10 protein-coding genes (1 of these 10 only partly in view) are annotated in these 12,912 nt (G+C 60.3%); 4 read left to right on the top strand and 6 right to left on the bottom strand.

The window, feature by feature from the left end; genetic code table 11:
- On the bottom strand, window positions 1–469 hold the 5' portion of the coding sequence (locus tag R2E40_RS20940; RefSeq protein WP_043160264.1) for a helix-turn-helix domain-containing protein. The gene continues 101 nt to the left of window position 1, outside the view; only the first 469 of its 570 coding nucleotides appear in the window; the start codon lies at window positions 467–469; its stop codon lies beyond the left edge, outside the window.
- A 121-nt stretch (window positions 470–590) separates the two neighbouring features.
- On the opposite strand from R2E40_RS20940, the gene R2E40_RS20945 reads away from it, so the two are divergent.
- The 3 genes from R2E40_RS20945 (at window position 591) to R2E40_RS20955 (ending at window position 4,287) form a co-directional block, all read left to right on the top strand.
- A complete protein-coding gene (locus tag R2E40_RS20945) occupies window positions 591–1,742 on the top strand; it encodes a benzoate/H(+) symporter BenE family transporter (protein ID WP_318164304.1) in 1,152 nt (383 codons plus the stop codon).
- A gap of 150 nt (window positions 1,743–1,892) precedes the next feature.
- Window positions 1,893–2,957, top strand: coding sequence for a DUF3103 family protein (locus tag R2E40_RS20950; protein ID WP_049048091.1), 1,065 nt, complete (start codon window positions 1,893–1,895; stop codon window positions 2,955–2,957).
- Between the two features lie 110 nt (window positions 2,958–3,067).
- A protein-coding gene (locus tag R2E40_RS20955) for an IS3 family transposase (RefSeq protein WP_318164305.1) occupies window positions 3,068–4,287 on the top strand; the annotation gives its coding sequence in 2 pieces (ribosomal slippage) (window positions 3,068–3,416 and window positions 3,416–4,287; 1,221 coding nt in all).
- A gap of 58 nt (window positions 4,288–4,345) precedes the next feature.
- Here R2E40_RS20955 and metF read toward each other — a convergent pair.
- Window positions 4,346–5,242, bottom strand: coding sequence for a methylenetetrahydrofolate reductase (gene metF / locus R2E40_RS20960; RefSeq protein ID WP_005306036.1), 897 nt, complete (start codon window positions 5,240–5,242; stop codon window positions 4,346–4,348).
- 328 nt (window positions 5,243–5,570) lie between these two features.
- Between metF and R2E40_RS20965 the strand changes: the two genes are divergently transcribed.
- Window positions 5,571–6,362 carry a GNAT family N-acetyltransferase gene (locus R2E40_RS20965; RefSeq protein ID WP_101150763.1) on the top strand — a complete coding sequence of 264 codons (792 nt, stop codon included), beginning with the start codon at window positions 5,571–5,573 and terminating at the stop codon, window positions 6,360–6,362.
- A 63-nt stretch (window positions 6,363–6,425) separates the two neighbouring features.
- On the opposite strand, the gene R2E40_RS20970 is transcribed toward R2E40_RS20965, so the two are convergent.
- The 4 genes from R2E40_RS20970 to R2E40_RS20985 all read right to left on the bottom strand — a co-directional run bounded on the left by R2E40_RS20970 (window position 6,426) and on the right by R2E40_RS20985 (window position 12,862).
- Window positions 6,426–7,910, bottom strand: coding sequence for an ABC transporter substrate-binding protein (locus R2E40_RS20970; protein WP_318164306.1), 1,485 nt, complete (start codon window positions 7,908–7,910; stop codon window positions 6,426–6,428).
- Between the two features lie 8 nt (window positions 7,911–7,918).
- Window positions 7,919–9,898 carry a methyl-accepting chemotaxis protein gene (locus R2E40_RS20975; RefSeq protein WP_016352214.1) on the bottom strand — a complete coding sequence of 660 codons (1,980 nt, stop codon included), beginning with the start codon at window positions 9,896–9,898 and terminating at the stop codon, window positions 7,919–7,921.
- Window positions 9,899–10,118: 220 nt separating this feature from the next.
- Entirely contained in the window at window positions 10,119–10,730 is a 612-nt protein-coding gene (locus tag R2E40_RS20980; RefSeq protein WP_011707635.1) for an OmpW family outer membrane protein, read from the bottom strand.
- A gap of 446 nt (window positions 10,731–11,176) precedes the next feature.
- Entirely contained in the window at window positions 11,177–12,862 is a 1,686-nt protein-coding gene (locus R2E40_RS20985; RefSeq protein WP_318164307.1) for a diguanylate cyclase, read from the bottom strand.
- Between the last annotated feature and the right edge of the window lie 50 nt (window positions 12,863–12,912).

A 12,912-nucleotide genomic window follows, 5' to 3' on the forward strand; every position in this document is an offset into this window, starting at 1 on the left:
CCTCCCCCTGCGTCAAGGAGCGCCACTCCCCCTCAACCAGCACTTCCATCTGGCCACTGATGACGATGACATGTTCGGTCACCCCGGGTTCATGGGGTTCTGATTCTCGCTGATAACCGGGCAACAGAGTCAGCTCAAACAGTTCGAATCCAAAGCGCCCCTCATAAGGGAAGAGAGGGGCGACCTGCATGCCCTCTCCCGCCGGCTGCTGGCGAATCGCATCTGCGGTGCGATAGAGCACCTCCCCCTGCTCTGCCGGGGTCGGCTCGATGAAGCTGGAGAAAGAGACCCGAAAGCCGGTGGCAATCTTCCACAGGGTGGCCACCGTCGGGCTCGACTCCCCTCGCTCAATCTGGCCCAGCATGGCCTTGCTCACTCCCGTCTCCCGCGCCGCTACGTCCAGGCTCCAGCCCAGTTCGCTGCGCAAGCCCTTCAGACGTTGGGCCAGATGCTGATTCATCTCTTGCATGACTGCCTCTTTGTTGTACGTGCTTGAATCGCCTTGTGCGTTATAGCGCACAGCGATATAGTCTGAAGCAATATTGTACGCAATAACGCACAAACCGTCACAACCCCACAAGGACGTCACCATGCCCTTTGCCCTCCCTCATCTGGTCGCCGGCTTCATCGCCGTGATGGTCGGCTATACCAGCTCGGTCATCCTGATCATTCAGGCAGCCACGGCAGCGGGGGCCGATGCTGCCCAGCTCGCGTCCTGGCTATGGACGCTGGGCATTGGCATGGGTATCAGTTGCATCGGCCTCTCCCTCTATTATCGCATCCCCGTCTTGACCGCCTGGTCGACCCCGGGTGCCGCCCTGCTCATCACCAGCCTGGGTAACTTCACCCTGGCCGAGGCCATCGGCGCCTTCGTTATCTCTTCTCTGCTGATCACCCTGTGCGGTATCAGCGGCTGGTTCGATCGGCTGATGCGCCATATCCCGGCCCAACTGGCGGCGGCCATGCTGGCCGGGGTATTGCTCAAGTTCGGGCTGGATCTGTTCAAGGTCGCCCCGGCAGATCCCTTGCTGCTCGGCAGCCTGCTGCTGGCGTTCCTGCTCGGCCGCCATCTCTGGCCACGCTATACCATGGTGCTGGTACTGGCGACCGGCATTCTCATCTGCCTGCTGAGAGACCAGCTGCAGCTTGACACCATTCACTGGCAACTGGCCGGCCCGGTCATGACCTGGCCAGAGTTTTCCCTTGGTGCCCTGTTCGGCATTGCCTTGCCACTGTTCATCGTCACCATGACCTCTCAGAACATGCCGGGCATTACCATTTTGCGGGCCCACGGCTATCAGCCCGCCACCTCATCCCTCATCACCTGGACCGGCCTCACCGGTCTGCTGCTCGCGCCCTTCGGCGGCTATGCCTTCAACCTGGCGGCCATCACTGCGGCCATCTGCATGGGGAAAGAGGTGGATCCGGACGCCAACCGACGCTGGCCCGCGGCGGTGTGGGCCGGCGGCTTCTACCTGCTGACCGGCTGTTTCGGTGCCACGGTGGCGGCGCTGTTCACGGCCTTCCCGGCGACACTGGTGACCTGTGTCGCCGGACTGGCGCTGCTCGGCACCATCGGCAGCAGCCTGCACACCGCATTGCAGCACGACGATGCCCGTGAGGCCGCCCTGCTGACCTTCATCATCACCGCCTCCGGCATCAGCCTGCTCGGCATCGGCGCCGCCTGCTGGGGACTGCTCGTCGGCATCATCCTGTATCAAGTCAACCAGCGGAGAAACTGACCTGACCATCTGGGGAGCCCCCCGTGAGACACCGCACATAATTCAGAAAAATTGGTTCACAGCTGAAACTAATTGCCATTAAGTGGTGTCGAGGCACTTCTTCTTCCCCGATGCGTGCCTCATGTCAGACTCATAAACTGGAGAATAATAATGAGGAATCAGGCTGTCATTTTGTTACTGGCACTGCTGGGCGCCACCACCGCCCACGCTGCCGACACCGATCGGGAGCTGGCCCGCCAGCTCGCGCTGCAGCAGAAGAACCTGCTGCCGCTGCTGAGCAATCAGGAGTACCAGAGCCCGCTGCCCAACCTGTTGCAAAAGGCCAGCCCGCGCCTGAAACGCCAGGCCCGGGATGCCAACCAGGCAGCCATCAGCCGGCAAGGGCTGGATGGCGAGGTCAAGGAGCTGATGCAGCTGCGACTGGCCAACCCGGAACAGGCCGCCGCGCTGCAGCAGGGTGTCGAGCCGCTGGTCGCCTATGTGCCGAGCGGAGATGAGAAGAGCTGGAGCGCCATCGAAGCCTTCGACAGCGCCGGCAACCCAGTCTATCTGGATGTGGACAAGGCACCGGCCCGTCCGGTCCTGGTCGTGGAGGCTGATCCCGTCAAGGCCAAGAACGCCGGCCTCAAGGTGATCCGCAAGGCGCTGGCTGCCGCCGACATGCAGGTGGCTCCCCGTACGGCTGCCAGCACGGCACCGCTCAAAACCAGCATCCTGAAGAAAATTCGGTTGAAGGATGATCAGGAGCCCTGGCTGCTGGGTGCGGCCGAGGTGTATGCGGTCGTCGCAGGGGTCAATCCCAGCCGGGATGAGCCCGTGGTCGATATCGTCGACATGCCCTATCTCGACTATGACAACACCGACTACACCCCCAACCAGATCCTGGTCTACTGGGATCGCTATCGCTGGGGTGCCGTCGACATCGTCATGATGGAGCAGGACGACAACGTCAACTACAAGGAGTTGAGCGGCCTGTTCATCGATGCCCTCAAGCTGGCCTTCACCGCTGGCGGTGTGCCCGAGGCTCTGCCCTTCCTCGATCTCGGCGGTCGGATCGTCAAGGCGTTGCCCGACTCCTGGATGACCAACAACGATGACTATCTGGATACCTTCTACACCCTGGAGCAGGACCAGAGCTATCACCAGTATCCAGGCGCCGCCGGCAATGCGGTGATCGATCTCGAACCCAAAGAGATCGCCCCTACTAGACCCTGATTGGTCGCCATGACAAAAAAGCCAATGAGCGACTCATTGGCTTTTTTTGTGCCCGTGTCCCGTCCTGAATATGGTTTACACCTTCTTCCCCCGAATAGATGGAGCTCCCAATGGGACAAGGCGTGAAACGGACACAACGCGATTACTCGCTGACTTTTAAATTGGCCCTGGTCGAGCAGATCGAAAAAGGCGAGCTCACCTACAAACAGGCCCAGGCGCGTTATGGCATTCAGGGCCGCTCCACCGTTCTGGTATGGTTGCGTAAACACGGCCGACAGGATTGGAGCCAAGGGGCCTCGATTCGAGCCGGCAGGAGTACCACCGTGATGGACCCCAACACCCAGACCCCAGAACAGCGCATCAAAGCGCTTGAGCAGCAGTTGCAGCTCATGAGTCAGAAGGCCCAGTTCTTCGAGGCCGTGGTCGAGGTGCTGAAGAACGACTACGGCGTCTCCATCGTAAAAAAGCGACCCGGCAAGTCCTCTCGCAGCGGCAGGTCGAAAGGCTGACCATCGTCAGGGCTTGCCTGTTTCTGGGGATCAGCCGTCAGGCTTACTACAAGCGCAATCGGGTCGCCGACCAGCGCCATGCGCAGGGGTTGCAGGTGGTGCGTTTCGTACGCAAAGTTCGGCTGCGACAACCACGGGTGGGTACCCGCAAGCTACATTATCTGCTGCAAGGTCAGGACGATGCCGGGCTGAAGGTCGGGCGGGACAGGCTGTTTCGGATATTGGTCGAGCACCGCCTGCTGGTACAGCCCAGGCGGGCATATCACAAGACCACCCACAGTTTTCACCGCTTCTATCGCCATCCCAACTTGCTCAAACCCAGCCCGGTGCAAATCACTGCGGTGGCGCCAGAGCAGGTTTGGGTCGCCGATATCACCTACCTGCCAACCAAGAGCGGGCCGCTCTACCTGAGTGTGGTGACGGATGTCTACTCACGCAAGATAGTGGGCCATCATGTACACGAAGGAATGCATGCCGAGTCGGTGGCGATGGCGTTCAAGAACGCACTGAAGCAACGGCGTGGTGACGGGGAACTTGTGCATCACTCGGACCGCGGCGTGCAGTATTGTTCGGGGTTGTATCAAGCGCTGCATGAACGGCACGGAGTACGGTGCTCGATGACAGATGGTTATGACTGTTACCAGAATGCGCTGGCAGAGCGGGTGAACGGGATTTTGAAAGGAGAACTGCTGTTGCAAAGCCCGCAGAACCTGGCGCAAGCACGGGAGATGGTGCGTGAAGCGGTGGATATCTACAACCTGGAGCGGCCACACCAGGCCTTGAAATACAGAACCCCCGATGTAGTACATCGGGGGTTCTGAGTGTCAGAAGTTAACTGAAAATGTGTAAACCTATTTCAGGACTAGACACCGCGATCTGTTACGGCTGGCCTTTCGGCCTCACCCCCAGGGTGTGGCAGATGGCGTAGGTCAGCTCGGAGCGGTTCAGGGTATAGAAGTGGAAATCCTTCACCCCTTCCTGACTCAGCACCCGGACCTGATCGATGGCGATGCTGGCCCCCACCATGTTGCGGGTCATCTGATCGTCATCCAGCCCCTCGAAACGCTGATGCATCCAGCGCGGGATCTTCACGTTGGTGAAACCGGCAAACTTCGCCAGGGTCTGGTAGTTGGAGACCGGCAGGATCCCCGGCACGATTTCGGCATCGATGCCGATGGCGGCGCAGCGATCCCGAAAGCGCAGGTAGGTCTCGACGTCAAAGAAGAACTGGGTAATGGCGCGGTTGGCACCGGCATCAATCTTGCGTTTGAGGTTGAGCAGATCCGACTGCGCGCTGCGCGCTTCCGGGTGCCCTTCCGGGTAGGCGGCCACCGAAATATCGAAGTCCGCTTCGGCCTTGAGCAGGGCCACCAGATCGGTGGCATACATCTCCGGCTTCTCCAACCCCTGGGGCAGGTCACCGCGCAGCGCCACGATATGGCGGATACCGCTGTTCCAGTAATCGCGAGCAATGGTGCGCAGCTCGTCGCGGCTGGCGTCGATACAGGTCAGGTGCGGGGCGGCGATCAGACCGGTCCGCTCCTTGATGTCCTTGATCACCTTGTGCGTGCGATCCCGGGTGCCCGAGTTGGCGCCATAGGTCACCGACACAAACTTCGGCTCCAGTACTTTCAGGCGCTCGATGGATTGCCACAGGGTATTTTCCATCCCTTCGCTGTTGGGCGGAAAAAACTCGAAACTGACCGATATGTCGCCACTCAAATCTGCCAGACTCTGGTTGAGTGCCTCAACCTGACGTGCGCTGTGAAATCCCATCTGCTCTCTCCCTGCCCTGCAATCCATTTCTCTACGTCAAAACGGATGTTTGGACGTCTAAACGTCTTTCTATCTTTATGAGAAAATGGCACAAAGTCAACACTGTTTTACAGCGAGAGGAAGGCCGCCGATTTTTATTTGGCAATAAAGCCAAAGTAACGATTGGCACCCCATCCCAAAATCCGGCGAGTCGCGTTATGATGAACGCAGATCGTCCTGGACGTTCTGAATCTGCGTGTGATTGTTTGGCCGGAGGTTTCTCCGGCCCCTTTTCAACCTCTTCCCCTTCCTGCCGATAACCAATTGAACCATTCGCAGGAGCATCATCATGGACACCCACCCCGGCTTTGCCACCGACTTGCTATTCGATCGCTATCAAGGCAACGTGGTCGACCATGAGCAGTTCTGGGCCGTGCGCACTCCCGATGCTCCCGATTACTACTTCGGCAACTATCTGCTGCTCCCCTTTCCCCCCAGCGATCACGACAAGGGCTGGCTCGAGGCCAGTTTCGACAAGCTGATCGGGCAGGATCCCCGGGTCAGACACCGCACCTTCCAGTGGCCTCTCGCGGCCGGCCAGAACAGCCGGGTCGCCGGCTTCGTGGCGGCGGGATACCAGTACATGGAGTGCGTGGTGCTGGCACTGGAGGCCACCGACTGGCAACCGCCAGCCGCGACGGTGGCTGCGCGCCCCTTTACCCCGGCCGACTGGGACGAGTGGCTGGCCTTTGAACTGGAAGAGCGGGATCCCGGTCACTCGGAGCAGAGCTACCTGCCCTATCTGCAGTCACGCCGCCAGTTGTACGAGGCGATGATCGGGGACGGGTTGGGTCAGTGGTGGGGGATCTGGCAGCAGGAGCAGCTGGTCGCCAGTTGCGGCCTCTTTTTCACCGATACTCTGGGCCGCTTCCAGCTGGTGCGCACAAGGCAGGCATGGCGCAATCAGGGGTTGTGCCGTCAGCTGCTGAGCCAGGTTGCCAGACACGGGCTGACGCGGGTCGACCGGCTCATCATAGTGGCCGACGAGCACTATCACGCCCAGCGCGTCTATCGCTCGCTCGGGTTCGCTCCGGTGGCCCGCATCGGTAGCCTCTGCCGCTGGCCCCACTCGGTGCAGTGACTTCATAGACTGACAGCAAAGAAAACGGGAGGCTGATGCCTCCCGTTGTTTATCTGCCGGCAGCTATTGCTGCGGTGTTTCCAGCTCGTTGGAGAGCGCCTGCTCCACCTCGGCCGACGGAGCCGGCAATGGCGCGGCCGCCGCAGATGCCGCTGCGGCAGGCGTTGCTGACGGCGCCGGGGTGGCAGGTGTCTCTGTCACCGCCGGCGTCGCGGCGGATGCAGCGGCAGGAGGCTCGGTGGTCGCAGCGGCGGCCGATACTGTGGGCGCGGCGGCAGAGGCGTCACACTGGCAATCGGCCCCTTTCACCTTGTTGCCCTGATGAGGCGGATACCAGCCCTTCAGGCCCTGCTCCAGCCGATCGGCTGCCGCCTTGGGCTCCATCTTGCCGAGCAGCACAGCCTGACTCACTTCGGCCAGCTCGTCACCCAGCTTGGGCGTACCACGGGAGAGGATCTGGGTGGCCACCCGGATGGTGGAGTCGCACTGATCCCGCCACTCCATCATCTCCTTCGCCGCCGGGTTGGTGACCTCGAAGAAGTGGTTGGAGAGGGAGAAGAAGCCGGGCAACGAGTTGGTATAGAGCTCGGCGAACTGCGGCGTGGTCAGCCACTGCAGGAAGGCCATGGCCGCCTCCTTGTTCTTGCTGGCCGGGTTCATGCCCATCCCGATGTCGGTGTGATCGGTAAAGAAGCAGCCATCTCCCTGCTTCGCCACGGGCGGGCGCATCACGCCAAAGTCCACCTTGCCGGTGAAGGGAGCGATCTCCCAGGAACCCGCCACGTAGAAGGCGGCCTTGCCCGAGGTAAACAGCTCGTTGGTCGCAGCATAGTCGCGACTCTCGCCGCCTTCGCCGAGGTAGGGACGCCAGCGCGCCAGCTCCTCGAACACCTTGACGTAGGGCGGGTTGTCAAAGCGCTCCTGCCCCCCGATCAACGCCAGCCGACCATCCTCCCCCTTCCAGTAGTTGGGGCCTATATTCTGGAAGCCGAGCTCGGAGGATACCCAGCTTTCCGAGCCGCTCATAGCGAGCGGCACATAGCGACCATCGGCTTTCACCTTGTCGAGCGCCGCGAAGAAGGCATTCCGGGTTTGCGGCACGCTCAGCCCCAGCTCACTGAAAATCTTCTTGTTGTAGAAGAAGCCGTGAATCACCGAAGCCATCGGCACGCAGAAGGTCTGGGCGCCGGAGTCGGTCTGCCAGGGTGACTGGGCAAAACTTGGGAAGTTCTCCATCCCCGACATCTCGGTCAGCTCTGTCAAATGGCCCGCCTTGAACAGGGCCAGAGAGTCGTCGAACGGCCGGCAGGTGATGAGATCCCCCGCCTTGCCCTCTTTCAGACTGGCCCACAGGGTCGGCATGTAGTCGACGTTCTGCACCCCGTTGAACTTCACCTGGATGCCCGGGTGGGAGGCCTCGAAGGCAGGAATGATCTTCTGCTCCCACAAGGCCTTGTCATCAATCCGCCAGCTCTCGATCACCAGCTCGCTGGCCATCAGCTGACCACACAACAGGAGACTCAGGGCCCCGATCCACTTGTTAGACATAAGCCCTCCTAAACCTTGAAATGTGCGATCAATTGCTGCTGCTTGGCGACCAGCTCCGCCAGCACTTCACTGCTGCCGGCAGACTCCCGCGCTTCCCGTTCGGTCTCGTAGGCCACCTCGGCGATGCCGGAGATATGGCGGGCCACCCCCTGGCTGACCGAGATCTGCTCCTGGGCGGCATGCGCCACCTGATCCGCCATCGCCTTGATGGCGCTCATCCGGTCGGCAATGGATTGCAGGGCCGCATCCATCTCCCGGGTCTGCTCGACACAGTTGTGGGTCTGCTCCTGACTGCGCCCCATCACCTCCACCACCAGCTTGCTCGAGCTCTGCAGATTCTCGATCATCGCCTGGATCTCTTCGGTCGAGGTCTGGGTCCGGTTGGCCAGAGCCCGCACCTCGTCAGCCACCACGGCGAAGCCACGGCCGGCATCGCCTGCCCGCGCCGCCTCGATGGCGGCGTTCAGCGCCAGCAGGTTGGTCTGCTCGGCGATGCTGCGGATCACATCGAGGATGCTGCCGATGTTGTTGCTGAACTCACCCAGCTTGTAGGTGATGCCAACGGCCTCTTCCATGGCACCTGCCAGTTGTTCCGTGATACGACGGGTGGTCGCCACCTTCTGGCGACCGCTGCGGGCTTCATCATCGGCCAGATCCACTTCCCGTTTAGTGCCATCGGTGGAACGGGCCACCTCGGTGGCACTCACCTCCAGCTCGGTGATGGCGGCAGCCACCTGATCGGTCTGACTCTTCTGATCCTGTACCCGGGACACGGCCCTTTCGCTTATCTCGGCGGCGCGGCTCGCCTCCTCCACCAGATGGCGGGAGCCGGCATTGATCTGGGAGAGCAGCTCGCCGGTTTTGCCGGCCAGAGTATCGATGGAGCGGGAGAGTGCGCCGAACTCGCAGCTACTGCGATAATTGATGCGGCGGGTCATGTCCCCGGCCGCCATGTAGTCCAGCTCCTTGTTAATCATCTGCAGCGGACGCTGAATGCTGCGCGCCGTGGTATAGCCGATGATGAGGGCGGCGGCGGCCGAGATGGCGGCCACCACCAGGATCCAGAAGCTGGCGCTGCTGACCGCATCATCCGCCGTGGTGCGGCTCTGGCTGGCAATCGAGCCGGCCGACTGCCCCATCTCGTCGAGCAGACCCAGGCTGTTGATCAGACTGGCATCGAGTTGCTGATTGAGGGTCTGCAGCGAGGCAGCCAGCTGCTGGGCATTGCGCATGGTCGCCAGCAGCCCCTGCTGGCCGAGTGCTAGCTCCTGCATCCGATCGAGGTTGGAGACGAAGCGCTGCTTCACGTCATCCGGCACCAGCACCCGATCGAGCCGCTTGCGGGCCATCTCGATGTCCTTGCTCAGCACCTTCTCCAGCTCGTTGAGATCGGTCTTGGCATCGGCCCGGCGAATGTTCTTCAGATCGCGCGCAATGCCCGAGGTGATGAGTTCAGCCTTGTTGCGCATGGAGCGTTTGCTGGCGGTCTGCTGCAACAGCAGATCGGCAGCCCACTGATAGGTGTCTTCCAGCCGGATGAAGGCAATCTCCAGCTTGTGGCGCTGATCCTGGGCATTGACCCACTGGCTGTGCTGGGAGAGCACCTGTTCAGCCAGGCCGTAGAACTGCTTGGTGGCGGTATCGACCTGCTGAAAACGAGAGCCGGCCTCGGCCACCCCGCCAAACTTGTCCATCTCCTGGCTCAGCTGACTGAAACGCGCCTGCTGCTCCTTGAACTGGCTGGCCAGCTGCGGCAGCTGGCTTGCATCCTCGTTGGTCCGGTAGACCAGCACCCAGCGGTTGCTGTCCTGCAGGGCGCCTTTCAGGCCGGCCACCGCAATCACCAACGGGGTTGCCCGGTCGGAGACCTGTGACAAGCCGTCGTTGATGCCCCTGATCTTCAGGGTGCTGATCACACCCAGCAGGATCAACAGCAGCAGCATCAACACAAATCCGGCGATGATCCGCTGCACAATAGATAAACCCATGGAGACATCCTCACTCGTGGGGGAAAGGTAACGTGAACATAGACACTATCGGCACAAGGGGCGAATTATAGAGGGGAGACCGAGGGTATTTTATTGATCTATATGGGGTTGGATCACAGTTGACGGGGGGCGCTTTGCGCGTAAAAGGGCCCGGACTGTGCCGGGCCAAAGAGACATGCTAGCTGTAACGGCCCGTAGGGGGGGCCAACCCTGTGTCCTATCAGAAGCGATAGCCGACACCAAACATGAAGGCCATGGGATCGATGGAGGTGTTGATGGTACCCACGGCGGTGTGCACGTCGGTATCGATATCCATGATCCAGGCGGAGGCGTTGACGAACCAGCGATCATTGATCGCCATGTCCAGGCCGACCTGACCGGCCATGCCCCAGGAGGAGTCCACGCTCACGTCGGTGCCATCCAGCGCGCCGCGGCCCTGCTCATCGAAGAAGGTGGTGTAGTTGATACCGGCACCGATATAGGGGCGTACCTTGCTGTTGGCATCACCGAAGTAGTATTGCGCCATCAGGGTCGGCGGCAGGTGCTTGACCTTGGCCACTTCGCCCAGACCGGCGGTGGATACCGAGTGGGAGAAGGGTGTGGCTGCCAGCAGCTCGACACCCCAGTTGTCAGTGATCAGATAAGAGAGCGTCAGACCCAGCTGCATATTGCTGTCGATTTCCAGCTCGCCGGTACCTAGCACGTTGTCACTGCTCGTTTGCGGAGAAACAAAAGCCAGGCCGCCACGCACCAGAATATCACCAGCCTGGTGGGCCATGGCGACGGGAGAAGCGAGCGCGGCCGCGATCATCAGAGGAAGGATCTTTTTCATCACGTTTTCCTTTTAGTTTTCGTTTTATATGTTGCAAGCCTGAAAACTATAAAGGGATGTGAATGCAGAGTTATTGATTTAGCTCAAACGTTACCAAGAAATAGATAGATGTGTACAGCAGCTTAAGACTTCCGAGATATGGCTGGTAATTGGAAGAATAAACAATAAAAACATATAGATACATCAATTCAAAACCAAACTAGTCACATTAAATAATAATTTAAATGCATCTTATCGGGGCTTTAAACGGCTAAAAACGGTTGTTTCACTCGCTCAACCAGAGTATTTTTGCGAGCCATGTAGCCGGGCTGTAAGAAATTCTTTATGAAACCACAAACCAGAAGGGACAAAATAGTAGCCATACTGGCGGCCATCTGGGGTATTGGCTCCTTCCTGTTTATTTTATTGGGATTCGTTCTCGGCATGGCGCTATTAATTCTGACCCACTAGGCCGACTGGCTGGAGTGAGACGCCTGACACCGCAGCCACTCCCCCGCCACAATCTGCTCCGGGTTCAAATCCCACTGCGCCGGCCCCAGTTCCCCGCTATATCCGCGCCAGCGATTCCTGCCCTCCTGCTTGGCCCGGTACAGCGCCATGTCCGCCAGTTTGAAGCTCAGATTCCAGAACGAATCCTCCAGCTCCCGATGCAGGGGGTAATCGCAGAATCCCAGCGAAGCCGTCATCCAGAGCGGCAACTCTTCGCGCCCGAAGCGGCAGTCGGCAATCTTGCGGCGCAGACGCTCGACCCGCTGGGCAACCCGTGTCGGCTCATCACCGGTCAGCAGCAGCAAAAACTCCTCGCCACCCAGCCGGATCAGCGGCTCCTCCTCAGCGAGGGCCCCCCGCAGCAACTCCGCCAGCTGGCATAACAGCAGATCGCCGATGTCGTGGCCGAAGCGATCGTTGACCTGTTTGAAGTGATCCAGATCCAGGATCAGCAATACCCTGCCTGCCGCCAGCGCATCGCGATTGAGCAACCATTCATCGAGGTAGCGCCGGTTGAAGGCGTGGGTCAGCGGATCCGTATAGGCGGCGGTCTCCATCCGGGATGAATAAGCCTGCAAGGCACTGTGGTGCAAACTGATCCTGGCCGCCATCTCCCGGAACTTGCGACTGAGCAGCGCCATCTCCTGACTGCTGTCGATGATCGGCAACACGCTCACATCCTGCTTTTCGGCAAACTTGTGCAGCGCCCCCACCAGCTCGCCAATCGGCCCGAGCACAATGGCGCGCAAGCGGGCCAGCGCCATCAGAATGCAGGCGAAGCTTATCAGCAGCATGCCAATGAAGGTCCAGATCGCCCCCTCCATCGCCCCCCGCAGCACGTCACGCTCCTCTTCCACAATCAGGGTCAAGACGGGGGCGCCATCGTTGTCCAGCAGCTGCCCCTCCCCCCTGACACGCTGCAACCCCAGATCCACCAGCCGGTAGCTCATGTATGGCTTGAGCGGCTTGAAAGAGGCCAGATGCTCACCAGATCTGGGCTGGGTAATGGTCAAGGCGAGCGCGGTCCGCGCCGCCAGATCGTCCAGATAGCGTTCATCCAGCCAACGGGTCGCCAGCAGATAGCCATTGGGTTTGGCATCTCCGAGGGTATTGGTCACCGGCTGCAGCGAGAAGATGAGCGGCCCCCATAACGAGCCTCTCACTCCGCTCAGACTGTGGATCCCCCCCTGCCGCGATTCACGCAGCAGTTGCAGCTTGAGGTCATCCAGAAAGAAGGGAAGCAGGGTGGTGTCCGTATCAGGTGCCTCCGGCAGCAGGGTGCGAGTCCAGATTTCAGAACCCTGCAAATCCATATAGCTCAGCACGTTGAGCTCAAAGTCCCGCATCGGGGTGTCGACCAGCAGATTGGAGTGGATATAGCCCTGATTGGGCCTGGCCAGGAAGTGGTAGCTTTCATCCCAGATCCCCCAATCCCGGGTGAAGGCATTGATGGCATTGATATCGCCCTGCACGGCCCTGACCACCCGCTGCAGATGATCCTGCATCCGCCGCTCCTCGACCCGCTGCGCCGCCGGCACCTGGGCCAGTGCGATCACGATGAGCAGCATCAGGATGGCGCCGGCCCAGACGGGGAACATGGAGTAGGCCAGCAAATGATCGATGGAACGGGACGGTTGAGCCATGGGCGCCAATATCCTTTGAATGGCAATGCGAAACGGGAAGGGCCTTGCCC

The organism is Aeromonas sp. CD (assembly GCF_033349375.1).
Taxonomy (GTDB): Bacteria; Pseudomonadota; Gammaproteobacteria; order Enterobacterales; family Aeromonadaceae; genus Aeromonas; species Aeromonas hydrophila.

Excerpts from the sequence above, each read along its gene's own strand:
- R2E40_RS20945 (WP_318164304.1), top strand. The coding sequence starts at position 591 with ATGCCCTTTGCCCTCCCTCATCTGGTCGCCGGCTTCATCGCCGTGATG.
- R2E40_RS20950 (WP_049048091.1), top strand. The coding sequence starts at position 1,893 with ATGAGGAATCAGGCTGTCATTTTGTTACTGGCACTGCTGGGCGCCACC.
- metF (WP_005306036.1), bottom strand. The coding sequence starts at position 5,242 with ATGGGATTTCACAGCGCACGTCAGGTTGAGGCACTCAACCAGAGTCTG.
- R2E40_RS20965 (WP_101150763.1), top strand. The coding sequence starts at position 5,571 with ATGGACACCCACCCCGGCTTTGCCACCGACTTGCTATTCGATCGCTAT.
- R2E40_RS20970 (WP_318164306.1), bottom strand. The coding sequence starts at position 7,910 with ATGTCTAACAAGTGGATCGGGGCCCTGAGTCTCCTGTTGTGTGGTCAG.
- R2E40_RS20975 (WP_016352214.1), bottom strand. The coding sequence starts at position 9,898 with ATGGGTTTATCTATTGTGCAGCGGATCATCGCCGGATTTGTGTTGATG.
- R2E40_RS20980 (WP_011707635.1), bottom strand. The coding sequence starts at position 10,730 with ATGAAAAAGATCCTTCCTCTGATGATCGCGGCCGCGCTCGCTTCTCCC.
- R2E40_RS20985 (WP_318164307.1), bottom strand. The coding sequence starts at position 12,862 with ATGGCTCAACCGTCCCGTTCCATCGATCATTTGCTGGCCTACTCCATG.